The sequence below is a fragment of the Pseudomonas marginalis genome (assembly GCF_001645105.1).
Lineage (GTDB): Bacteria > Pseudomonadota > Gammaproteobacteria > Pseudomonadales > Pseudomonadaceae > Aquipseudomonas > Aquipseudomonas petroselini.
In genome coordinates this window covers 385,490-408,978 of sequence record NZ_LKEG01000036.1, presented here as the reverse complement: position 1 = coordinate 408,978, position 23,489 = coordinate 385,490, and the positions used below count along the sequence as shown (strand labels likewise).

The 23,489-nt window shown below is 59.3% G+C and carries 21 protein-coding genes and 2 pseudogenes; 12 read left to right on the top strand and 11 right to left on the bottom strand.

From position 1 onward, the window contains the following. Positions 1 to 2 precede the first annotated feature (2 nt). The 3 genes from AO064_RS13350 to AO064_RS13340 all read left to right on the top strand — a co-directional run bounded on the left by AO064_RS13350 (position 3) and on the right by AO064_RS13340 (position 4,020). The gene (locus tag AO064_RS13350) at positions 3 to 1,649 is read left to right on the top strand and encodes a dipeptide ABC transporter ATP-binding protein (protein WP_064053633.1); all 1,647 of its coding nucleotides are present in this window, start codon (positions 3 to 5) and stop codon (positions 1,647 to 1,649) included. Positions 1,650 to 1,810: 161 nt separating this feature from the next. Beyond that, complete coding sequence (locus AO064_RS13345; protein WP_244159517.1) at positions 1,811 to 2,917, top strand: hypothetical protein; 1,107 nt, start codon at positions 1,811 to 1,813, stop codon at positions 2,915 to 2,917. A gap of 227 nt (positions 2,918 to 3,144) precedes the next feature. Beyond that, positions 3,145 to 4,020 carry a LysR substrate-binding domain-containing protein gene (locus AO064_RS13340; RefSeq protein ID WP_017845681.1) on the top strand — a complete coding sequence of 292 codons (876 nt, stop codon included), beginning with the start codon at positions 3,145 to 3,147 and terminating at the stop codon, positions 4,018 to 4,020. A 57-nt stretch (positions 4,021 to 4,077) separates the two neighbouring features. On the opposite strand, the gene AO064_RS13335 is transcribed toward AO064_RS13340, so the two are convergent. The 4 genes from AO064_RS13335 to fae all read right to left on the bottom strand — a co-directional run bounded on the left by AO064_RS13335 (position 4,078) and on the right by fae (position 8,528). Then, the gene (locus tag AO064_RS13335; RefSeq protein ID WP_064053631.1) at positions 4,078 to 5,442 is read right to left on the bottom strand and encodes an MFS transporter; all 1,365 of its coding nucleotides are present in this window, start codon (positions 5,440 to 5,442) and stop codon (positions 4,078 to 4,080) included. A gap of 98 nt (positions 5,443 to 5,540) precedes the next feature. Continuing rightward, a complete protein-coding gene (locus AO064_RS13330) occupies positions 5,541 to 6,974 on the bottom strand; it encodes an NAD-dependent succinate-semialdehyde dehydrogenase (RefSeq protein WP_064053630.1) in 1,434 nt (477 codons plus the stop codon). After that, positions 6,971 to 8,005 carry an aldo/keto reductase gene (locus AO064_RS13325; RefSeq protein ID WP_064053629.1) on the bottom strand — a complete coding sequence of 345 codons (1,035 nt, stop codon included), beginning with the start codon at positions 8,003 to 8,005 and terminating at the stop codon, positions 6,971 to 6,973. Before AO064_RS13325 ends, AO064_RS13330 begins: the two co-directional genes overlap by 4 nt. A gap of 10 nt (positions 8,006 to 8,015) precedes the next feature. Beyond that, the gene (gene fae / locus AO064_RS13320) at positions 8,016 to 8,528 is read right to left on the bottom strand and encodes a formaldehyde-activating enzyme (protein WP_017845677.1); all 513 of its coding nucleotides are present in this window, start codon (positions 8,526 to 8,528) and stop codon (positions 8,016 to 8,018) included. A gap of 293 nt (positions 8,529 to 8,821) precedes the next feature. Here fae and AO064_RS31245 point away from each other — a divergent pair. Further along, positions 8,822 to 9,229, top strand: a pseudogene (locus AO064_RS31245) (phage integrase central domain-containing protein); the annotation flags it as partial. 15 nt (positions 9,230 to 9,244) lie between these two features. Here the strand turns inward: AO064_RS31245 and AO064_RS13310 are convergent. The 3 genes and pseudogenes from AO064_RS13310 to AO064_RS13300 form a co-directional block, all read right to left on the bottom strand. After that, complete coding sequence (locus tag AO064_RS13310) at positions 9,245 to 9,799, bottom strand: DcrB/PsbP domain-containing protein (protein WP_064053628.1); 555 nt, start codon at positions 9,797 to 9,799, stop codon at positions 9,245 to 9,247. Between the two features lie 91 nt (positions 9,800 to 9,890). Continuing rightward, a pseudogene (locus tag AO064_RS13305) lies at positions 9,891 to 10,120 on the bottom strand (Arm DNA-binding domain-containing protein); the annotation flags it as partial. A gap of 292 nt (positions 10,121 to 10,412) precedes the next feature. Further along, complete coding sequence (locus tag AO064_RS13300) at positions 10,413 to 11,330, bottom strand: LysR substrate-binding domain-containing protein (RefSeq protein ID WP_064053626.1); 918 nt, start codon at positions 11,328 to 11,330, stop codon at positions 10,413 to 10,415. Between the two features lie 187 nt (positions 11,331 to 11,517). Here AO064_RS13300 and AO064_RS13295 point away from each other — a divergent pair, with 187 nt between their 5' ends. From AO064_RS13295 to AO064_RS13265, 7 genes are all read left to right on the top strand, one after another. After that, positions 11,518 to 13,038, top strand: coding sequence for an ABC transporter substrate-binding protein (locus AO064_RS13295; protein WP_064053625.1), 1,521 nt, complete (start codon positions 11,518 to 11,520; stop codon positions 13,036 to 13,038). An 81-nt stretch (positions 13,039 to 13,119) separates the two neighbouring features. Further along, positions 13,120 to 14,037, top strand: a complete 918-nt coding sequence (locus AO064_RS13290) for an ABC transporter permease (protein WP_064053624.1) — start codon at positions 13,120 to 13,122, stop codon at positions 14,035 to 14,037. Between the two features lie 9 nt (positions 14,038 to 14,046). Beyond that, on the top strand, positions 14,047 to 14,949 hold the full coding sequence (locus AO064_RS13285) for an ABC transporter permease (protein WP_064053623.1): 903 nt from the start codon (positions 14,047 to 14,049) through the stop codon (positions 14,947 to 14,949). A 32-nt stretch (positions 14,950 to 14,981) separates the two neighbouring features. Further along, entirely contained in the window at positions 14,982 to 15,998 is a 1,017-nt protein-coding gene (locus tag AO064_RS13280; RefSeq protein ID WP_064053622.1) for an ABC transporter ATP-binding protein, read from the top strand. After that, on the top strand, positions 15,995 to 16,984 hold the full coding sequence (locus AO064_RS13275; protein ID WP_064053621.1) for an ABC transporter ATP-binding protein: 990 nt from the start codon (positions 15,995 to 15,997) through the stop codon (positions 16,982 to 16,984). The genes AO064_RS13280 and AO064_RS13275 overlap by 4 nt, the downstream gene beginning before the upstream one ends. After that, the gene (locus tag AO064_RS13270; protein WP_053138998.1) at positions 16,981 to 18,405 is read left to right on the top strand and encodes a M20 family metallopeptidase; all 1,425 of its coding nucleotides are present in this window, start codon (positions 16,981 to 16,983) and stop codon (positions 18,403 to 18,405) included. The genes AO064_RS13275 and AO064_RS13270 overlap by 4 nt, the downstream gene beginning before the upstream one ends. Continuing rightward, positions 18,402 to 19,556 (top strand): M20 family metallopeptidase, encoded by a 1,155-nt coding sequence (locus AO064_RS13265; protein ID WP_064053620.1) that lies wholly within the window; start codon positions 18,402 to 18,404, stop codon positions 19,554 to 19,556. The genes AO064_RS13270 and AO064_RS13265 overlap by 4 nt, the downstream gene beginning before the upstream one ends. A 46-nt stretch (positions 19,557 to 19,602) precedes the next feature. Here AO064_RS13265 and AO064_RS13260 read toward each other — a convergent pair whose 3' ends face one another. The 3 genes from AO064_RS13260 to AO064_RS13250 form a co-directional block, all read right to left on the bottom strand. Then, positions 19,603 to 20,025 (bottom strand): hypothetical protein, encoded by a 423-nt coding sequence (locus tag AO064_RS13260; protein WP_064053619.1) that lies wholly within the window; start codon positions 20,023 to 20,025, stop codon positions 19,603 to 19,605. A gap of 47 nt (positions 20,026 to 20,072) precedes the next feature. Further along, positions 20,073 to 20,537: a hypothetical protein gene (locus tag AO064_RS13255; RefSeq protein ID WP_064053618.1), complete on the bottom strand. Its 465-nt coding sequence runs from the start codon at positions 20,535 to 20,537 to the stop codon at positions 20,073 to 20,075. A 127-nt stretch (positions 20,538 to 20,664) separates the two neighbouring features. Then, positions 20,665 to 21,681: a 1-aminocyclopropane-1-carboxylate deaminase gene (locus AO064_RS13250; protein ID WP_064053617.1), complete on the bottom strand. Its 1,017-nt coding sequence runs from the start codon at positions 21,679 to 21,681 to the stop codon at positions 20,665 to 20,667. A 198-nt stretch (positions 21,682 to 21,879) separates the two neighbouring features. Here AO064_RS13250 and AO064_RS13245 point away from each other — a divergent pair, with 198 nt between their 5' ends. Continuing rightward, positions 21,880 to 22,389: an Lrp/AsnC family transcriptional regulator gene (locus AO064_RS13245; protein WP_064053616.1), complete on the top strand. Its 510-nt coding sequence runs from the start codon at positions 21,880 to 21,882 to the stop codon at positions 22,387 to 22,389. A gap of 7 nt (positions 22,390 to 22,396) precedes the next feature. Here AO064_RS13245 and AO064_RS13240 read toward each other — a convergent pair whose 3' ends face one another. Beyond that, positions 22,397 to 23,377 carry an AraC family transcriptional regulator gene (locus tag AO064_RS13240; RefSeq protein WP_064053615.1) on the bottom strand — a complete coding sequence of 327 codons (981 nt, stop codon included), beginning with the start codon at positions 23,375 to 23,377 and terminating at the stop codon, positions 22,397 to 22,399. Between the last annotated feature and the right edge of the window lie 112 nt (positions 23,378 to 23,489).

Genomic DNA, 23,489 nt, shown 5'->3' with positions numbered 1-23,489 from the left:
GCATGAGTCATCAACAAGTATTGAGAGTGGAAAACCTCTCCATCGAACTGCCCGCCGGCGCCGATCGTAGCCACGCCGTCAAGGGCATCAGCCTGGATGTACGCAAGGGCGAAATTCTCTGCGTGATCGGCGAGTCCGGCTCCGGCAAATCGGTGCTCTCGGCCGCAATCATGGGCGATTACGCCAAAGGCCTGCGCCATACTGAAGGCGTGATTGATTTCCTCGGCGACGATATTTGCCGCATGGACGAAAACGCTCTGCGCACGCTGCGCGGCAACCGCATTGCGATGATTTTCCAGGAGCCCATGGCGGCGCTGAATCCGGCGATTCGCATTGGTCAGCAGGTCGAGGAAATCTTCGACATTCATGCGCCGCAGATGCCCGCCACGGAGCGCCGCGAACGTATGCTCGCCCTCCTGGATTCAACACAATTGCCTGATCCGCCACGGATCGCCAACAGCTTTGCGCATCAACTTTCGGGCGGCCAATGCCAACGGGTGGTGATTGCCATGGCGCTGGCGATGAACCCGGATTTGCTGATTGCCGACGAACCAACGACGGCGCTGGATGTAACCACACAGGCACAAGTGCTGAAACTGGTTCGCGACCTGCGCGGTCGTGGTCAACACGGCATCCTGTTCATCACCCACGATTTTGGCGTAGTGGCGGAAATCGCTGACCGCATCGCCGTGATGGAGGGGGGTGTGCTGGTGGAAATCGGTGAGCGCGATCAAGTACTCAACTCGCCGAGACACCCGTATACCCGCAAGTTGATCGCCGCTGTTCCGGCGCTGCACCCAGAGCTGCACGCGCCGTGCGCCGACGGTGAGTTGGCGTTGCGCATCGAGCACTTGACCAAGACCTACAACGTCGGCGGCCGCTTGGTCCCGGCGCTCAAGGATGTCTCTCTGCAACTGCCACGGGGCAAGACCCTGGCGATTGTGGGTGAGTCCGGCTCGGGCAAAAGCACCTTGGTCAAAGCGGCGATTCGGCTGGTGGAAAGCGACAGCGGCCATGTCTGGGTGGGTGACACGGATTTCCTGGCATTGCACGGTTCCGCGCTGGCGGCCAATCGGCGGAGGATCCAGATGATTTTCCAGGACCCGTACGGCTCGCTCAATCCACGGCACCGGGTCGGCGACATCATCGCCCGCGCCGCGCAATTGCGCGGGTTGTCGGCCAAGGATGCGTGGACCGAGGCCGGTGATCTGCTGGAACAGGTCGGGCTCAAGCGTGATGCCCTCAAGCGCAAGCCCCGGCAGTTCTCCGGCGGCCAGCGTCAGCGCATTGGCATCGCCCGAGCCCTGGCGATGCGACCGGAAGTGCTGATCGCGGATGAAAGTGTCTCGGCACTGGATGTCTCGGTGCAGAAACAGGTTTTGGAGCTGCTCGCCGAGCTGCAACAGCGCCTCAACCTGAGCATCTTGTTCATCACCCATGACTTGCGCGTGGCGGCGCAAATCAGTGACTACATCGCGGTGATGCGCCAGGGCGAAGTGGTGGAGTACGGCACGGCGGAACAGGTGTTGCTGCGACCGCAAAACACCTACACCCAGACACTGCTCGCGGCGGCACCCGGTGCTTCGGCGATCCCGGAAGTTTCTGCCATCGAACCCACGCTGAGGCTGATTCGACCGCAAGCCAACTGAATCAACAACCCTTTTCCCAGGTAGCAGCGTTCGCTGCTCCATGGGGTGCTGTTGCCAACGATAACTAAAAAACCAGGAGTATCACTGTGCGCACAACTACTCAGATTGCGGTCCGTTCCATCGCTCTCATTCCGCTGCTCGGCGCTTTCGCGGCCCCGGCCATGGCAGTGCAGGTCACCGACAACCTTGACCTCGGCGGCGCCATTCGGGCGCGCTGGGACTACGATCCGGACCGCGATATCCAGAAGTTTGGCCTGGACACGGTGTTCCTCAGCGCCAAGTACAACTCCGACACCTGGATCGGCGAGGCCCAGTACCGCTTCTACGGACGCTCCTACCCTTACCAGTACACCAAGAACTACGGCGATATCCAATTCGCCAAGTTCGCCTGGGTCGGCTACAAGTTCAATCCCGACCAGCAAGTGCAGGTGGGCCTGAATACCGTGCCGTTCGGTTTGCAGCCGTACTTCGGCAGCACCTTCTACGAAACCCTGGGCAACGTCATCGGCCTGGAAGATGTGCAACAAGTCGGCGCCAAGTACATCCAGCAAAGTGGCGACTGGAATATCCAGGCCGGCTACTACCTGCGCCCGGCGTGGCAAGGCAAAGGCACGAGCAAAGGGGTGACGTATTCCAGCGTGGTGTCCGGGGCCGACAGCTACGTGGGCGACGGGAGCGACAACCAGGAACGCAATACCGTGGTGCTGCGCGTGGCCAAGGCCCTGGAACTGGGCGCGTGGAAATCCGAAATCGGCCTCTCCGGCCTGACCTCTACCCTGGAAAACAAGGACACCGATAACGATGGCCGTCGCAACGCAGTGGCCGTGCACTACCTCGGCAAGAACGGTCCGTGGGGCGTGCAACTGCAAGCGGCGCGGCAACAAATGTCGCCGCGTAACCGTGGCAGCGATGAAGTCGTCACGCTTGGCGGGTACGACGGCACCTACAACGTCGCCAGTCGCGGCAACTTGTACGTCGCCGACCTGAGCTACGACGTCGCCGGCAAATACCTGTTCGACCAGATCAGCGGTGTGAAGCTGTACGCCAACTATAGCGCCTTCGACAAATCCGCCGACGCGTTCAAGACCTCGCAACGGCTGATCCTGGGGACCTCGTTTTCCTTCAGCAAACTGTGGATCGCGACGGAATGGCTGTACGGAAAAAATGACCCGTACATTGGTGGCAGCAGCTACACCCAAAGTCTGGCGGCGGGTGGGAGTAACCAGTGGGAGAATCAGCTGTACATGAACATTGGGTATTACTTCTGATCCGGATTGTTTGGCGTTTCTGAAGGCCTCTTCGCGAGCAAGCCCGCGCCCACAGGTTTAGCGCATAACCTCTGGGCGCGGGCTTGCTCGCGAAGACTTTTACCCCAAACACCACTTGCATCAGCCTCTCAGAAAGGAGTCAGATACACCGTACAGACTATTCACCAAAAACAATAAACCTGCCCGCGCACTCCTGCGTCGAAGGCCGGTATGGAGTCATCCTTTTCATGCGTCAACTGCCCTCGCTCAACATGCTGCGCGTCTTTGAAGAGGTCGCACGGCATCGTAGTTTCAGCCAAGCGGCTTTGGGGTTGAACGTCACCCAAGGCGCTGTCAGCCGTCAGATCAAGCAACTCGAAGATTATCTCGGCGTGGCGCTGTTTATCCGCACGCCCCAAGGCCTGTCGCTAACGCAAACAGGCCTCGCCCTCTCCCCCCAATTGAGCGATGCCTTCGACCACGTCGAACGCGCCCTGCAAGCAGTGCGCGTGCCCAACCTGCGCCAACGCCTGCGTATCGTCGCACCACCGACCTGGGCCACGCGCTGGTTGTCGGCGCACTTGCGCGCATTCTGTCAACGCTACCCGGACATCAGCCTCAGCGTGACCCACCAAAACGGCTACGAGAACCTCGCGGAAATCGACTGCCACATTCGTTTCGGCCTCGAAGCGGTCAACCATTGCAGCAGTCAGTTGCTGGTGATGGAACGGCACATGGCGGTAGCCAGCCCGGAGTTGTTCGTCAACGGCCAGCCGCCGGATCTGCGACAGTTTCCGCTACTGCACATCCTGCATGACGGCAAACGCTTGAAGGTGTGGGAAAACTGGTTGGCGGCGATGGGCCGCGAGGATGTCGATGCCGCGCAAGGGCTGGAATTCAGCACGCTGGACCAGGTGATTCATACGGCACTGGCCGGTGGTGGATTGGCGGTGATTGACCGACAGATGATTGAAAAGGAACTGGCGAATGGCAGCCTGTTACCGATCACTGCGGTGGAAGTGCTTGGGCCTTATGGGTATTGGCTGGATGTGGCGAATGAGAAACAGGGGCTGTCGAAAGTGCAGTTGTTTACTGATTGGTTAGGATTGGTCAGCAATCCCTGAAACACCGACATTCAAATGTGGGAGAAGCCCGCTCCCACATTGGGTGTGTGGTGGGTTTTAGATTGGGGCTGCGACCTTTGTGGCAGCGGATGCCGCGCTCTCCATCGGACCCTGCGCCTTGCACGCCTGGCTCAGTGTCAGGGATTTGGTTTCCGGTGCCCAGGCCCAGGAAATGATCGCGCCCAGTGCGAGAATCGACGCCAGGATGCCCATCGTTGGGCTCAAGCCGATACCCGCCACACTCACCGGCAACAGGAACGTGCTGACCGCAGAGCCCAAGCGACTCACAGCCGTAGCAAGGCCAATCCCGCTGGCCCGCACTTCTGTCGGAAAGCTCTCGGCCGGGAACACGCCCACCAGGTTGCTCACCGCTGACAACACTAGCGTGAACACGCCGAACACCAGAACCATCAGGAATGGCGCGCTGCCCGGCAGAGCTGCCAGCAGGAACAAGGCCACCGCTAGGATGATGAACGAATTGATCAGAAAGCCTCGCCGCGAGAACTTCACAGTGCACCAGATGCCGATCAATGCGCCGATGATCAGCAGCATGTTCAACATCAATTCAGTGCCAAAGCCCTCCGCCAAGCCCAGCTTCTGCAGAATCGACGGCAGAAACGTGTAGATCGCAAAATACGGCATCACGATGCAGACGAAGAACAGGCAGTTGAACGCGGTGCGCTTGCGGTATTCGCGACTGAATAGCACCGCATAGCCGGAACGGGTTTCGGTAGAGCGGGTTTCATCGAGTTCGATATTATCGCCCAGGTGTTTTTTGACAATTGCCCGTGCTTCGGCAATCCGCCCCTGATTGACCAACCAGCGGGGTGACTCGGGCGTACCGATCCGCGCGATCAGAATTAACGCTGCCGGAATGGCTGAAGAGGCCAGCATCCAGCGCCAAGCGTCATCGCCGAGATGGAGCATGGCGGTGCCGACGAAGGTCGCGGCAACATAGCCGAAAGTCCAGATAACGCTGAATGAACCCAGCAACACGCCCCGGTGTTTTTTGGGCGAGAATTCGGCGAGCATTGCGTGGCCGACGCTGAAGTCGCCGCCCAGTCCGATGCCGATTATCACCCGACAGAGGAATAACTGCATCGCCGTTTCGGCGTAGAACTGCATGACCGAAGCAAGGGTAATCAGGACAAAACTGACCAGGAAGATTTTCTGCCGCCCGACCTTATCGGAAATCCAGCCGAAGAACAGGCTGCCAAGAAACAGGCCAATCAGTGCCGAAGCGCCGATCAGTCCTTGCCAGAAGGCATCTAGCTGCATCTGCGGGCTGAGTAGTGTGAAGGCAATACCGATCAGGCCCAGGATATAGCCGTCGGTAAAATGTGCGCCGAACGTCAGACCGGCGATTTTAAGGTGGAAGCGCCCGATGGGCAGGTCATCGATCTTTATCGATTGGGCGGACATGTTCGTCTCCAGTTGTTGTTATTGAAGGAGAAAAGAAATCGATAGCGCTCGAACCTGTGGGGCGAGCTTGCTCACTCCCACAGGCGTTACGGTTGGGGTCAGAGGCCGCCCATCAACAGGTATTTGATTTCCAGATAGTCTTCCAGACCGTACTTGGAGCCTTCGCGACCCAGGCCAGACTCCTTGATGCCGCCAAACGGCGCGACTTCCGTGGAGATGATGCCTTCGTTGATCCCGACCATGCCGGCCTCCAAACCTTCGGCCATGCGCCAGACGCGACCGATGTCGCGGCTGTAGAAGTACGCCGACAATCCGTAAGGTGTGTCATTGGCCCGTTGCAATACTTCAGCTTCGTCCTTGAAGCGGAAGCACGCGGCTACCGGGCCAAAGGTTTCATCCTGGGCGATCAGCATGTCGCTGTTGGCGTCGGTGAGGATGGTCGGCTCGTAGAACGTACCGCCCAGTGCATGACGACGACCGCCGCACAACAGCGTGGCGCCCTTCGCCAAGGCGTCACTCACGTGCAACTCAACCTTGGCCAACGCCGCCGCGTTGATCAGCGGACCTTGCTCGGTTTCACCGTCCAGCGCATTGCCGACGCGCATCGCGGCGACCGCTTCGGCAAGTTTGCCGGTGAACGCCTCGTAAACGCCGTCCTGGATGAAGAAACGATTTACGCAGACGCAGGTCTGGCCGGTGTTGCGGAATTTCGAGGCCATCGCACCTTTGACAGCAGCGTCCAGATCAGCATCGTCGAACACAATGAATGGCGCGTTGCCGCCCAATTCCAGCGAGATTTTTTTCAGCGTATCCGCCGCTTGGCGCATCAGCAGCTTGCCGGTACGTGTCGAGCCGGTAAACGACAGTTTGCGCACGATGCCGGACGCTTGCAGCGCCCCGCCAATCGCCACGGCGTCACCAGAAACCACGTTGAACACCCCGGCCGGAATCCCCGCCTGCTCGGCCAGCGCGGCCAGAGCGAAGGCTGACAACGGCGTCTCCTCCGACGGTTTGAGAATCATTGTGCAACCCGCCGCCAGCGCCGGACCGACCTTGCGCGTGACCATTGCCAGCGGGAAGTTCCAAGGGGTGATCGCCGCAACCACACCGATAGCTTCCTTGACCACAATGATTCGCGCATCAGCCTTATGGCTCGGGATTACGTCACCGTAAGCGCGCTTGGCCTCTTCGGCGAACCATTCCAGAAAGCTTGCGGCGTAGACCACTTCACCCATAGCTTCGGCGAGCGGTTTGCCCTGTTCGCGGCTGAGCAAAGTGGCCAGGTCTTTCTGGTTGCTCAGCATCAATTCGCTCCAGCGCTTGAGGCGCTGGCTGCGTTCTTTGGCGGTCAATTTTCGCCAGGCCGGCAAGGCACGATTAGCTGCGGCGATGGCGAGGTTGGTTTCCTCGGCGCCGGCCCTTTGCACGTCAGCGATCACTTCGCCATTGGCCGGGTTCAATACCGGATAGGTCGCGCCCCCGCTCGACCATTGGCCGTCGATGAAATTGCCGTTACGGATCAGCGTGCTCATGCCACAGCCTCGGTCAAAGTAAAGCGTTCCAGCCCCGGACGGGCCGAGCGCAGGATGCGTTTGCCGGCGGTGTAATCGTTGATCACGTCGCACGGGGTGTAGTTGCGTTCCAACTCATGCAGTTCTTCGGCGTCGAGCCTGGTTTCCAAGGCTGCCAAGGCACTGTCGAACTGCGCGGTGGTGTCGGCGCCGACCAGCATGCAATCGACGCCCGGATGATTGGCAACCCAGGCTTGAGCGATCTGCGCGTTCGAGACCCCACGGGCGCGGGCCACGCGCTGCACCGAATGAGCGATCTCGAACGATGCCTCGTCGCTGTACATCTGCTGAGTGAAGAAGTCGGTCTGGTTGCGGGTCGATTGCACATCACCGGTCAGCAAGCCGCGAGCCAGCGGACTGAACACCGAAACGCCAAGACCCTGATCACGACAGAACGGAATCATCTCGCGCTCTTCTTCGCGGTAGGCGCAGTTCAGTTGCAGCTGCATGTTGATCGGCTTTACCCAGCCGTTGCGTTCGCAGGTCATGAGGATCTTCGCCAGTTGCCCGGTGAGCATGGTCGACACCCCGATGTAGCGAGCCTTGCCGGAGCGCACAATGTCGTTCATCGCACTCATGGTTTCTTCAACCGGGGTATTCAGGTCGAAATAATGCAGCATGAACACATCGACGTAATCCATGTTCAAGCGCTTCAGAGAGGCGTCGATGCTGTCCATGATGTGCTTGCGCGAATGACCGCTGGCGTTGATGCCGCTGCGGGTGCCATAGCCGACCTTGGTGGTGATGACCAAGTCTTCACGACGGGCCAGACGCTTAACGATGCGCCCCACCACTTCTTCACCGACACCCGCGGAATAGAAGTCTGCCAGGTCAATGAAATTCACCCCGTTATCGAGGGCATGGGCGACGATCGGCTCGCTTTGCTTTTCATCGAAGATCCACGGTTTCCAGTCCGGGGTGCCCATGTTCATGGTGCCCAGGCACAGGCGGGAGACTTGCAGGCCAGAGTTGCCCAAACGAATGTATTGCATGGCGCAGACCTCAGGCTTTTGGGGTGTAGAAAGGGTTGCTGATGTGAGCGACCACATCCGCCAGTTGTGCGGTTTCCGGCTTGCCGGTCAGGGCGGCGCGGATCGCGGTGCGGCAGGCGTTGTAGTTATTCAGGTACACCGCATCAAGGTCATCGCAGGCCGGGTTGACCCAGTTGGCGGTGACAATGGCCCACTCGTCCTCGGCTTCCGGTGGCAACGTGCCGTCCAGCAGCGCCTCTAACACAGCCTTGGCAATCCCGGCCTGGGACGCGCCCCAGGTGGCGTTGCCGTGCAAGTCGCTGCTGATCGCGGCTTTGTTGACGTAAAGGGTCATCGGCTTGACCGGAATGTTCGGTTGGGCGATCACCATAAAAGGGCAATGCCCCTGGCTAGGCGACGCCAAACTGTTGGCAAACGCCTGCCCCGCCGGCCCGTTGCGCGGGCCGATCAGGATGTTGATGTGCGCGGCATTCACGCCAGGACCTTCGAAACCTTCACCGATGTACAGGTCGAGTTCTTTCATGGGTCGTTACTCTTTTTGGATTTTTTGGGGGTGATCAGAAGCGCACGCGGATCGTAAAGATCACGTGGCAAACATCGGGATACGAAGAGCGCAACACGAGGCTGGCGGGGACGCGGCAGTGGGGCTTAGTCATGATTGCAAACGCTCTTTTTGTTATTGATGAGCTGTGTTTGCGATTTTTTAACACTAGGGGTTGGCGGGGCTGTAACCATTAAAAGTCATGGGGGTATGAGTTCTCCTCATACCCAGCAAAAGATAATGCGGTTGTTTTCAAACGAAAACTCAGCGATGCCTTGATCCGCTCACTGACCGAACCCGGCAAACACACCGCTCCGCTCAAGGCCAAGACCGCCAAGATCAAGGCACAGTTGCACAATGATGAGCGCACCTTCGCGTACGTGGCCGAGCAATGGTTGGCATTCAAGTCTGCCGACCGGGTGACCAAATCCATCTCGGGCTTTACCGGAGCGCTGAACAACCAAATCTTGCCTGCCATTGGCAAATAACCGATCAGCGAGATCAAGTTGGAGCACATCACTACGATCATCACTGAGTTGCGCCGCCAGCGCACGATCATCCGCGCCGTCCTGGGCTTTGCGGAGGGGCGCGGATGGGTGGAACGTAATGTTGCGCTTAGCAACATTGAGGCGTTGAAGATCCTCCATGTTGTAACCAGCAACCCAGCGATTGAAAGGCCCAGCCCGGAAACCTGCGGTTTACTTGCCCAGAATGTTCTTCAACGCAGCGGTATGGCTGGCCGGGTCGTTTACGCTGGACATCACTTCGATGATGGTGATCTTCTGATCGTTCATCGTCATCAACGAGGCCACCAGTAGTTTCAGGCCGTTGAAATCGTCGGTGCCGTCCAGGCGGAACATCTTCAAGCCGTTCACCTGAATGGTCTTCTCGCTAGTCATGCGAAAGTTGGGTGACGCGGCCTGCTGCTTTTCCTTCAAGGTATCCACGGCAAGGCGAAACGCAGCGTCCGGGGTGGTGCCCGCAGTCGGCGCCGGACCTTCGGTAACGATGATGGCCCGCTCGCTTTCCGGATCGAAGTACATCGTGCCGCCGTTCTCGCTGTTCAAGGTACGGGCCTCGACGCCTTTCAGCACGAACTTCAGCTTGCCGCCTGCCAGGGACACCGATTGCGTGTCCGATGCCGCCGTAGCGGTTTTTTCAGGCGGGGCAGCAACTGCCATGGTGGCCGCGCCGCTCAAGGCAGCAAGCATGCACAAGGAACGGGTCCAGCCCAACAGCAAATGCTTCGACATTGATAGCGCCTTTGTTTTCAGGCCGTCAAATACCGACGGCCTGTTGTGCGAACAGCCTAGCTTACTTGCCCAGGATGTTGTTCACAGCCGCAGCGTGTCGCTTATATTTGCGGTCAGCATGGGGATTGACACCCTTCGCGAAGAGCGCCCGGGCTTCATCACGCAAGGTGCGTGCTTCACGCAGACCAATCTCAGGATAGGTGCCCAAGGAGATGCGCTTTTGCTTGCCGAGCCAGTAGTAGCGCAACCGTCAGTTTCGGGGATGCCGTAGGTTTTCTCGGCGGCCTTGGCTTGCCGCACGGCCAGATCAGAGAGTGCCATCATCAAACGCCTAAGTCGTGAGACTTAGGCTCGATGCTGCTTTTCAAATACCTACAGACGCTAAAAGGAAAGAATCGATCTTGGATTTGTTTTTCGGATGCATCAAGGGTCAAGAAAAAGTGATTCCTAGCAACACCATTGGATTCTACGTCTAGCCAACTGGACAGTTCCGCAAATTGAGGTTGGTTTCAGGTTCATTTCCTCTACGAGGCAGGACAAACAGCCCCCCATCAGTCAGCACAGAAAAACTCGCTGATCTTCCAAGGTGGAAGATGCGAGTAACCTCATCGTTTCAAAGCCGCTTCGCCTTCGCCAACTCAGCGATCAGAAAATCCCTGAACGCCGAAACCGCCGCCGGTAGATTGCGCCCAGCCATGCTTTGCAGTTCGATGCGCCGTGCCTGCATGCCTTCATCAAGGATCGGCAAGCATTGCAACTGCTTGTCCGCCACCTGTTGGTGCAAGGTCATTTCGCTGGCCAGGCTGATGCCTCCCTCTTCACGGACGAAACTGTAGAGCGCGGCAACGTAATTAGTGGTCAGTACCGGGTCGAACAACAACCCCTGTACGCCGCAACAGATGTCGAAGAGTTGCCGTATCGTAGTGTCAGCCTTGGGTAACGCAATGGGCCAGGGTTGCAACTCGGCGAGGTTGACAGACTCGCGCCCGGCCAAGGGATGGGCATTGGAGACCACGGCAAAAATCGCCCCGCTCAGGACATGTTCAACCTTGATTTCCTTTTGCGGCGTCAAGCTGAACGTCATCGCCAGGTCGGCTTCACCGGAGCGAACCTTCTCGGTCGCTTCAGCGGGCGCACAGACCTCCAGCGTGAAATGAATGCCCTGGTACTCACGCCTGAACGCGCTGATGCTTCTGGGCATGTATTCCAGTGCAAATCCTTCCGAACAGGCAACATGCACATGGCCCCGCTGCAAGCCATGCAACTCGGTAATTTCCAGCACCACCTGCTCGGCCTCAAGCTGCGACTTGCGCGCATACGCCGCCAGTCGCGCCCCCGCCTCACTGAGCACCATGCCGCGGGCACGACGCTCAAACAGGCTGGCATCCAGGGCCAACTCAAGCTTGGAAATTTGTCGACTCACCGCTGATGCCGCCACATTCAGCCGCACGGAGGCCTCGCTGATCGATCCGCATCGCGCGACCTCAAGAAAATAGCGCAGTGCCGTGGACTGCACGCCATACAGCTGCATCGGAGCCCCCAAGAATTGCCTTTTCGGCAAAGGAAGTATCGAAATATTGTGCTTGTGGCATTGATAGCCCTTCCCTACATTCGTGTCCAGACCAAAAAAAACAGTGCCCGTCCTTTTCCTCCTCCTTCTACGCATTTGCGATTCGCTGCCCTTTGATTCAACCACTCTCGCCAACGGAGACGACGGCATGGGCATCAAAGGTTTCGCCTGCAGTATTGCGCTGATGGGTCTTATCAGCAGCTTTCCGGCGCATGCCGGCAAAGCCAACGACACCCTGGTTTACGCTTCCGACAGCGAGCCTGAAAACATCAGCCCCTATCACAACGATTTACGCGAAGGCGTGATTCTCGGCCGGCTGATCTGGGACAACCTGATCTACCGCGATCCTAAAAGCGGCGAATACAAACCCATGCTGGCCACCAGCTGGAAGCAGGTCGACGACACCACCATCGACTTTGAGCTGCGCAAGGGCGTCAAATTTCACAACGGCGACGCCTTCACCGCCGACGACGTGGTGTTCACCCTCAACTACGTGGTGTCGCCCGAAGCCAAAGTCGTTACCGTGCAAAACGTAGACTGGATCAAGAGCGCCGAAAAAACCGGTGACTACAGCGTCCGCCTGTATTTGAAGAAGCCTTTCCCGCCGGCACTGGAATACCTGTCCAACGCCGTTCCGATGTTTCCCAAGCAGTACTTCGAGAAGGTCGGCCTGGCCGAATTCAGTCGCAAGCCAATTGGCACCGGGCCGTATAAAGCCGTGTCGGTGGTGGCCGGCGAAGGTGTGACCATGGAGATCAACAAGGACTACTTCCCGGACAGCCCACAAGGCAAGCCACATATCAGCCACCTCAAGTTCCGCGTGATCCCGGATGCAGAAACCCGTCTGGCCGAGTTGATGACCGACGGTGTCGACTGGACCTGGCGTGTGACCTCGGATCAGGCGGTCGACCTCAAAGGTATGCCGAACCTGACCGTGACCAGTGGCGAAACCATGCGCATCGGTTTCCTGATTCTTGATGCGCGCGGTACTTCCACTGAAAACTCACCAATGAAGAACCTCAAGGTGCGCCAGGCCATCAACCATGCGATCAACCGCAATGCGCTGGCCACGCAACTGGTGGGCGGCGAAGCCAAGCCGTTGCAGGTTGCCTGTTATCCAGGCCAGTTCGGTTGCGATACCACCGCGGCCACGGTCTACAACTATGACCCCGCCAAGGCCAAGGCGCTGCTCGCCGAAGCCGGTTACCCAAATGGCTTCGAGACAGAAATCTTCGCTTATCGCGACCGTGATTACGTCGAAGCAATCATCGGCAACCTGCGCGCAGTGGGCATCAACGCCAAGCTGCGCTACTTGAAGTATGCCGCCCTGCGCGATCAGCAACGTGGCGGCAAGGTGCCCATGTCGTTTCAGGCCTGGGGCTCGTTCTCGATCCTCGACACCTCGGCGTCGGCCGGTACCTGGTTCAAGGGCAATCCGGACGACAATATCAAGGACCCACAAGTCCAGGGCTGGCTGCAGACCGCCGACAATGCCCTCGACCCGCAAGTGCGCAAGGACAACTACCGCAAGGCCTTGCAGCGCATCAGCGAGCAGGCCTACTGGGCGCCGCTGTTCAACTACTCGATGAACTACGCCTACACCTCGGAACTCGCGTTCACACCGTACCCGGATGAGCTGCCGCGTTTCGTCGAGTCCACGTGGAAGTAATACGTAACCGGGCGCACGGACTCTCGTGCGCCACGGACACGTCCTCACACGTGTCATCCATTGGATATGAGGAAACTTGCCATGCTTGGATTCCTTCTGCGCCGCCTGGGCATCGCCATTTGCGTTGCCATTACCGTGTCGGTGATCAGCTTTTCTCTTTTGCACCTGTCCGGCGACCTCGCCACCGCCATTGGCGGACCGGAAGCTACCAGCGAACAGATCGAACAGATTCGCGTGCAGTACGGCTTGAACAAACCGCTGCCGACCCAGTACTTCAACTGGCTGGGCGATTTGCTGCGGCTGGACCTGGGCAACTCGTTTTTCTTTCAGGAATCGGTCTACAACCTCGTCGCCAGCCGCTTGCCGATTACCCTGGGGCTAGGTGCCATGGCGCTGGGGATCGCCTTGCTGGTAGCCATTCCACTGGGCGTATTGGCTGCGGTCAAACGCGACACCTGGATTGACCGGCTGGCCTTGAGCATCGCGGTGCTGGGTCAGGCAATGCCAAGCTTCTGGTTTGCGCTGATGTTGATCGTGGTGTTCGCGGTGACGCTCAAGTGGCTGCCGGTGTCCGGCAACTCGACCCTGCTGCATTTCGTCATGCCGGCCATTGCCCTGGGCTACTACGCGACGCCGGCAATCATGCGCCTGACCCGCGCCGGCATGCTTGATGTGCTCAGTTCCGATTACATCCGCACCGCCCGCGCCAAGGGCCTGCGCCCTGCCCGCGTGTTGTTCAAGCACGCACTGCGCAACGCCCTGATTCCGGTCGTCGCGCTGGCGGCGGTGGAGTTCGGCTTCATGCTCGGCGGCTCGGTGGTGATCGAAACCGTGTTCTCCCTGCAGGGCATCGGGCAACTTGCCTGGGACGCCATCGCCCGTGACGACTTTCCGGTGGTACAGGCCGTGGTCCTGTTGATTGCAGTGATCTACATCATCCTCACGTTGCTGGCCGATGTGCTCAACGCACTGCTCGACCCGCGCATTCGTGTGCGCTAGGAGGCTTACATGAGCACCCCCACTACCCTCGCGATCAATGACTACCTGCCACCACCGAGCAGCCTGAGCCGAGTACTTGGCAAGAGCTTGCGTCATCGTGGTTTCGCCATCGGCGCGGTGTTGTTGCTGATTATCTTCGCGGGTGCACTGTTCGCGCCGTGGCTGGCACCTTACGACCCTTATGCGCAAGACGTGATGCTGCGCATGAAACCGCCGGTATGGATGGCCAACGGCACCTGGGAATACGTGCTCGGCACCGACAAGCTGGGCCGTGACTACCTGTCGAGGCTGCTCTACGGCGCACGTATTTCGCTGTTTATCGGCATTGTAGCGGCGCTGATTTCCGGCTTTATCGGCACGGTCATGGGGCTGTTGGCGGGCTACTACGGCGGCAAGGTCGATGGGTTTATCAGCTACCTGATCACCACCCGGCTGGCGATGCCGGTCGTGATGGTCGCGCTGGCCTCGGCCTCGCTGATGGGCGGCTCCCTGAAAGTGGTGATCGTGCTGCTCGGCTGCCTGTTATGGGATCGCTTCGCGGTGGTGGTCAGGGCCTCGGTGCAACAGATTCGCGATGCTGAATATGTGGCGTCGGCCCAGGCGCTTGGCTGCTCGACCCTGCGCATTCTGGCCAGTGAAATCTTGCCCAATCTGGTCGGCGCACTGATCGTCGTCGCGACGCTGGAAATGGCCCACGCGATCCTGCTGGAGTCAGCACTGTCGTTCCTCGGGGTTGGCGTGCAGCCACCGACGCCGTCCTGGGGCCTGATGATCGCGGAAGGCAAACCCTACATGTTCTTTTCCCCGTGGGTCATCGCCATTCCCGGCGTCGCCCTGATGATTCTGGTGCTGGGCATCAACCTCGTCGGCGATGGCCTGCGCGATCTGATCCTGCCCGACGGCCGTAACTGATAGACCGCCGTAACTGATAGAGGGAACCGAACATGGCACTACTCCATGTAGAAAACCTGCGCGTGGACATCCCCATGGGCAACAGCCCAACGCCGGATGACATGCTGCATGCCGTACGCGGCCTGAATTTTGAAGTCGAGCGCGGTGAAATGCTGTGCATCGTCGGGGAATCCGGCTGCGGCAAATCCCTGACCTCGCTGGCGTTGATGGACCTGTTGCCACGCAAGGCAAAACGCACCGCGTCCCGGCTGACGCTGGACGGCATCGACATGCTCGGCCAGAGCGAGCGGCGCATGTGCGACCTGCGCGGCAACCACCTGGCGATGATCTTCCAGGAGCCGATGACCTCGCTGAACCCGGCCTACAGCATTGGCGATCAACTCAGCGAGGTACTGACCCAGCATCGCAAGGTCTCACGCAAAGAGGCCCTGGCGCGGGCCGCGCAGATGCTGGAGAAGGTCGGGATCAGCAATGCCACCGAGCGCTTGCGTCAGTATCCGCATCAGCTTTCCGGCGGCCTGCGCCAGCGGGTGATCATCGCCATGGCGTTGATGTGCGAACCGGACCTGATCATCGCTGATGAGCCCACCACGGCGCTGGACGTGACCATTCAAGCGCAGATCCTTCGCTTGATCCGCGACATTCAGAAAGAACTCGGCCTGGCGGTGATCTTCATCACCCACGACCTTGGGCTGGTGGCACGGATCGCCGACCGGGTCGCCGTGATGTATGCCGGGGAAATCGTCGAAACCGCCCCTGCCCTGCAACTGTTCGAGAATCCGCAGCATCCGTACACCCGGGGGCTGCTGGCGAGTATTCCAATCCCTGGCCGGACCAAACCGGGTGAGGCGCTGGGTTCGATTCCAGGCCTGGTGCCGAGTCTGGTCGGCGAACAGCAAGGGTGTGCGTTCCGCAATCGTTGCGGGCAGGCGATACCGGCCTGCGCGCAAAACATCCCCGAAGTCGAACAGGACGGGCACATGGCGCGCTGCCTGCTCGCCGCCCCGGCCTCGGCACCGATTCGCCTGCAAGAGCGTGCAAGGTCATGAAAAAAGACATCGCTTTGGAGCTGTGTGACATCCGTCGTGAGTTTCGGATCAACCAGGGCTTTTTCAAACCCGCCGCCACCCTGAAGGCCGTGGATGGCGTTTCCCTGCGCCTGATGCGTGGCGAGACCCTCGGCCTGGTGGGCGAGTCCGGTTGCGGCAAAAGTACCCTGGCCAAGATGCTGCTCGGTCTGTTGCCACCCACCAGCGGCGACGTGTTGGTCAATGGCAAACACCTGGCGGCGACTGATCGCAAGGAAATGTCCCGGCATATTCAGCCGATTTTCCAGGACCCGTATTCCTCGCTGAATCCACGCAAGACCCTGCGCGAAATCGTTACCCTGCCGCTGATCGTGCATGGCATCGGCAGTACCGCCGAGCGACGCAAGAAGACCGAAGCGATGCTTGATGTGGTCGGCCTGCCCAAGCGGGTGATCGACAGCTACCCGAGCCAGCTGTCCGGCGGGCAACGCCAGCGGGTGGCGATTGCACGGGCGCTGATCATGCGCCCTGACGTGTTGATCTGCGACGAGCCCACATCAGCGCTGGATGTGTCGGTGCAGGCGCAGATTCTCAATCTGCTGCAGGACCTCAAGCGCGAATTCGGCCTGACCTATCTGCTGATCAGCCATAACCTGGCGGTCATCGAACACCTCGCCGACCGGGTCGCCGTGATGTACCTGGGGCGCATCGTCGAAGAACGCACGCGCGAATCATTGTTCGCTCAACCCGGTCACCCTTATACCCGCGCCTTGCTGGATTCGGTGCTCACGCCCGATCCGCGCCTGGGCATTCCCGACATCGGCCTGCACGGCACCTTCCCCAACCCCATGTCACCGCCCTCCGGTTGCGCCTTCCATCCGCGCTGCCCGAGCTGCTTCGCCCCCTGCAAAACGGCCTACCCGGCCAATGGTCCGCTTATCGGCGGCAACGTGCGTTGCCACCTTCACGACACTTCTGCCCAAACACTGGAGCTTGTCCACTCATGAGTCGTTCACTGGCTATCAGCAACACCACAGCGCAATTCGACAACGGCGAGTTTTTCAATCTGCTCGAACGTAGCGTCGCCCTGCACACCGAAAGCCAGGCAGCGGACAGCCAGCCCGAGCTGTATCGCTACCTCAATGACTTCATCACCCCGCATGTCGAGGCGATGGGTTTCAGCGTCAAGATCTATGACAACCCGGTGGCCGAGCGCGGCCCCTTCATGATCGCCACGCGCATTGAACACCCGGACCTGCCGACCGTGCTCAGCTACGGCCACGGTGATGTGGTGCGCGGCTATGAGGCGCAATGGCGCGAAGGCCTGTCGCCGTGGCAAGTGATTGCCGAAGGCGATCGCTGGTACGGCCGCGGCACGGCGGATAACAAAGGCCAGCACCTGATCAACCTGACTGCGCTGGAACAAACGCTCAAGGCGCGCGATGGCCAGCTGGGTTTCAACGTCAAGCTGTTGCTGGAAATGGGCGAAGAAGAAGGCTCGCCGGGCTTGAACGCATTCTGTGCCGCGCACAGCAAAGAGCTTGCGGCGGATATTTTCATCGCCTCGGACGGCCCGCGCCTGGCGGCATCACGCCCGACAATTTTTCTCGGCTCACGCGGGGTATTCAACTTCGAGCTGGTGGTCAATTTACGTGAGGGCGCCCATCACTCCGGCAACTGGGGCGGGTTGCTGGCCAATCCCGGCATCATCCTGGCCAATGCCATCGCGAGCATGGTCGATGAACACGGTCGGGTGAAAGTGGCGGGCCTGATGCCCGAGACACTGCCGGAGCCGGTTCGACAGGCATTGGCCGATATTGCCGTGGGTGGCGGACCGGGCGATCCGGACATCGACGCCAACTGGGGTAACCCGGCGCTTTCGCTGAGCGAAAAGGTGTTTGGTTGGAACACCCTCGACGTCATCGCCTTCAAGACCGGCAACCCAGACGCCCCGGTGCATGCGATTCCCGGCAAGGCTAACGCCCACTGCCATATCCGCTTCGTGGTCGACAGCGACTACACGACCTTTATCCCGGCGGTGCGTACCCACCTGGATGCGCATGGCTTCAGCAATGTCGAGGTCAAGCAAAGCCGCATCGACGTGATGCATGCCACTCGGCTGGACCCGCAGAGCCCTTGGGTCGATTGGGCGCTCAGTTCCCTGGCACAGACCACCGGCAAAAAACCTGCGCTGCTGCCAAACCTCGGTGGCTCGCTGCCCAACGACGTGTTCGCGGACGTGCTGGGCCTGCCAACATTGTGGGTGCCGCACTCGTACCCGGCCTGTTCACAGCATGCGCCGAACGAACACTTGCTGGCGCCGGTGGTCAAGGAAAGCCTGCAAATCATGGCCGGGCTGTTCTGGGACCTGGGTAACGACGCGGCACGCCTGACGCGGGAACATCAGTTACGGGAGCAGGCGCAATGAGCGCCACGCCACAACAGGCCTTGGACTGGCTTGCTGACCAGCGCGAAGCCATGGAGGCGCTGCTGCAGCGTATCGTCGACACCGACTCCAACAGCTATGACAAGGCGGGTGTCGACGCTGTGGGCGCGCTGCTCGCGGCTGAACTGGAGGCCGACGGCATCCTGCTCAAGCGCATCCCGGTCGAGGGTTTTGGTGACGTGCTGCTCGCCGAATTGCCAGGCGATTCTGGAAAACCGGTGCTGTTGCTGGGCCATCGCGACACGGTCTTCCCCAAAGGCACCACCACGACTCGCGGCTACAGCCGCGACACCAACCTCGCCTATGGCCCCGGCGTCGCTGACATGAAAGGCGGCCTGGTGCTCAATTGCTTCGCCCTCATGGCCCTCACGCGCGCCGGCAGGTTGCCTTATCCGATGCAGGTCCTGTACACCGGCGACGAAGAAATCGGCTCCGGCAGCGCCAGGCCGCATATCGAAAACGCCGCCCGTGCCGCCCGCGCCGTGCTCAATACCGAACCCGGCCGGGCCAGCGGCAACGTGGTCAGCGCACGCAAAGGCGGGGCTACGCTGATCATCGAAGTCAGCGGCCGCGCGGCGCATGCCGGGGTCAACCATGCCGACGGAGCCAGCGCCATCGAGGCCCTGGCACGCAAGATCGTCAAGCTGCATGCCTTGACCGATTACCCGGCAGGCATCACCACTAACGTTGGGCTGATATCCGGTGGTACGTCAAGCAACACCGTCGCGCCCAGCGCCTGCGCCCGGCTGGACGTGCGCTTCATCGAGCTCAAGCACTGGGATCAGATCTTCAGCGCAATCCAGGCCATCATCGCCGAAGAAGAAGTGATCGGCACCCGCGCCGTCCTAAAGGAAGCGACGACCTTTCTACCGATGGAAGCACGCCACAGCGAACGACTGCTACGCCTCTACCAACAAGAAGCGCTGGCGCTGGGTTTCAGCGTCGAAGGCGAATTCACCGGCGGTTGCGCCGACTCCGGCTTCACCGCCAGCCTGGGCGTTCCGACCCTGTGCGGGCTCGGTCCGGTGGGTGGCAAGGTTCACACTGATCGCGAATACCTGGAACTGGACACCCTGGTGCCTCGCGCCCTGGCCTTGGTGGCGACCATTCTGGCGGTCGGCGAAAGCGTTTGAGGTCGTGGGCTTCTACGCGTCGCCGAGGTGAGGGTGTCCGACAGGTTCACAGACAGCGCCTGCCGCTGTCGGGTATCACTTCAAGGGGGTGCAAATGGCTCACTCGGGCGAAGCGTTTGACCTGTTCTACTGCTGCAATGACGGAACATTCGGCGGACCCGTCTGGCGCTATCGAGTAGAGGCATCGCTTACCCATGGAAAGGCTATGCAATAAACGCTCATCCAATTCACCGAGCAAGATAAAAGAACAGTCACTCTTGACCCCTTGCACATCAACGCGCTTGCCAGGCACGGCGTTCACCGTATCGACATGGATCAGCGCAACAGTGTCAAAACAGCTGAACCCCTGATGGATCAAGTCAATATGAACGCTATCAAGTCCACACACGATGACCACGATACGCGTGCAACTTGAAGGCTCGCGCATCCACTTCATTGCGTGGGTGCGACAGTCGACAGTTCGGCTCATAAGCGATGCCTTTATTGTTCCAACAGTCGAATGGACCAGGCCCTTGGTTAAATGACGCCGCGTGCCTGCAACACGCTTTTCGCCAGGCTTCGGGTCGCCGCTAACACCACCTCCACCTGTTGATCCATCTGTGCAGTGGAGGAGGCTACTTTTCCAAGCTCGATCACGCGCAGCGGATGACCAAAGACGGACCCCAGCCACGTCATGCCGCAATCCGTGCCAGTTTCGACATCCAGTAAAAAGCTGCCGTGGGAGACACCGCGCAACAGTTGGCTGGCATGGCACGCGTAGCCCCCGGCAGACGGCTCCGGGCTGGACCCGACCTGCAACCAGTCGAGCATCAATGCCTCGGACTGTTTGACGGCTAGATAAGCCACCTGGTCCCACTCATCTATCGCCACGTGCAGCTTGTCAATCATGTATTGAGGCAACGCGGCGCTGGTAACGATCACCACTCCGGCATCCGCCGAAGGCTTCTTGATCCAGACTGCGGATTGCGTTATCGCATGCATGGCGGTACTCCCGGCGGTTGGATAGGAGCAACGTGCTCCGGGTGGCGATTCGACGATGGGGTCGTGACATTCAATATTGATGCCGACTCACCCATCGCTTCGTGAGCTCCCTGGTTATTGGCGTTAATCAGCCATTGCGAAACAGGAAGCTGTAGGCATTCAACGCAGGCGCCCCACCCAAGTGCGCATACAGCACTTTCGAGCCTTCGGGGAACTCACCACGGCGGACCATTTCAATCATCCCGTGCATGGATTTGCCCTCGTACACCGGATCGGTCAGCACACCTTCCAGGCTCCCGCACAAACGAATGGCTTCCAGCGTGCCTTCGTTGGGCAAACCGTATTCCGGGTAGGCAAAACGTGTATCGAGCACCACGTCGTCTTCGGTGATCTCACGGCCCAGTTCCACCAACTCTGCGGTGTGCCTGGCGATACGCAGGATCTGTGCCTTGGTTTTCTCTGGCTTGGCCGAGGCATCAATGCCGATAACGTTTTTCGAACGGCCGTCCGCGGCGAAACCGACGACCATGCCGGCCTGGGTACTGCCGGTCACAGAGCAGACCACGATGTAGTCGAACGTGAACCCCCGTTGTTTTTCCTGCTCTCGCACTTCTTCGGCAAAGCCGACGAACCCAAGGCCGCCGTAGGGATGTTCGGAACACCCCGCAGGGATCGGAAACGGTTTGCCACCCCGCTCCACCACATCGTCCATGGCCTTCTCCCAACTGGGCCGGATGCCAATGTCGAACCCGGCGGCGTCCAGTCGTACGTCGGCGCCCATGATGCGCGACATCTCGATATTGCCAACGCGGTCATACACCGCATCGGAGTAGTTCACCCAGTTTTCCTGCACCAGCACACACTTCATGCCCAGGTGAGCGGCAACGGCTGCCACCTGGCGGGTCTGGTTCGACTGGATACCGCCAATGGAAACCAAGGTATCGCAGCCTTGCTCGAGCGCTTCGGGAATCAAGTATTCGAGCTTGCGCGTTTTGTTCCCACCAAAAGCCAGACCACTGTTGCAGTCTTCACGTTTGGCATACAGCTCGACCTTGCCACCCAGGTGTTCACTGAGGCGCTTCAAGGGCGTGATGGGAGAAGGACCGAAGGTCAACGGATAACGTTTAAAACGATTCAGGTTCATGACGCGGCTCCTTGATTACTGGACATCAAAGCGCCAGACCGAAAGGCAAAGGTTGCCTTCCAGGTGCTTTAAGACGGGCTTCGACGAGGTCAATATTAAGAAGTTTTCTAAAAAGATGTGTTGCAAACTTTTATCACTTGAAGAACTATAATTTCACACTCTAAATATCAAACACACTTTAATTGCGAGCAAATAGTTATGAACGCAATAAATACTCGCAAGAAGCCAAGCGTATCAGCCCCGGTGCCGCAGCCACTGGATCGAACTGACCGCGCCATTCTCAAGGCCCTGCAGCGAGATGCTTCCATCTCCAATGTGGCGCTGGCAGAGAAGGTGAAATTGAGTGCACCGGCGTGCCTCAGGCGCGTCGAGCGGCTCAAGCAAGTCGGCCTGATCAAAGGCATAGTCGCACTGCTGGACAATGTCGCGCTGGATGCGGGAATGGTGGTGTTGATCGGAGTGGTGCTGGACCGCTCCACACCGGAATCCTTCGCCGCATTCGAGGCAGCCGCACAAATAGTGTCCGGCTGCATGGAGTGCCATGTGGTGACGGGGGAATTCGACTACTTCATGTTGATACGAACCAAGGACAGCAACAGTTTCAACCGGCTCCACGCGGAACAATTGCTTTACCTGCCAGGGGTTCGCCAGATTCGATCGTTCATGGGGTTGCGTCAGGTCTTGTCGACCACCCACATTCCCCTTTGAAGCGCCGCTAGTCGAGCATTCCACCCTGCTCGCGTACGTGCTTGATGTCTCTCGAGGGCGGGGCTCCGAAACGCCGGGCATATTCACGGCTGAATTGAGCGACACTTTCATAGCCGACGCGCAATGCGGCGGTGTTCACGTCTACCCGATCGGTCAACATCAGGCTGCGTGCGGCTTGCAGCCGTAACGCTTTTTGATACTGAACAGGGCTGGTGCCTGTCAGCTTGCGAAAACTGTGATGCAGCGTAGAGCTGGCCATTCCTGATCGTTCGGCGAGATCGGCCACGTGCAGCGGTTTGTCGTAGTGATGTTTCAGCCATTCAATGGCTCTCACGATGCCCTTGTCTCGATAACCGTCGCGCGTGACGCTGCGCAGCCACTGCCCTGCACTACTTAGCAATAGCCGAACGCATATTTCCCGCTTGATCAGATCCGACATCAAGCCTGCTTCAAGCGGCCGTTCGATCAGCGTAGCGAGTCGAGCGAATGCATCGAGCATCTCACTCGACGCCGCACCCGATACGAAGCCCCGCGCTTCAGTAGCCGTTTCCGGCGCGGGGGGTTCCAAGGTCTGGATCACCTCGTTGAGCATGGCAAGGTTGAGCTTCAATACGACGGATAAATAGGGGGTTTCCTCGCTGGCAGCGGTAACACGAGCCAGTGTGGGGATGTCGACCGACGTGACGAAGAACGCCCCCTGCCCGAACTCACAGGCCTCCTCGCCGAACGTGATCTCCTTCGCCCCCTGCAGAATGATGGCCACGCAAGGCTCATAAATGCAGTAAGTGGGCGTACCCAAGTCAGCCATTCGATAAAAGGCCAGACCTGGAATGGATGTTTTGCAGACCTCGTTCAAACCAATCTGCCGGGTGACTTTTTCGATCAGCCGCCTGAGTGCCTGGAGACGCTCGTTGGGCTGTATGGGATCACGCAACGCCAGAGAATGCAGATGGCCGGAACCGAACTGCGAGAAGGAACCGCTCGTCATTACATGCGCCCCTGTTTACGGAATGTTCGAGTCTGCTGAGAGTGCGTGCTCAGCACAAGCATATCGGCAGGATTATGCAAAAAATAGGGCGTATTAGGGTCACCCGGCCAAC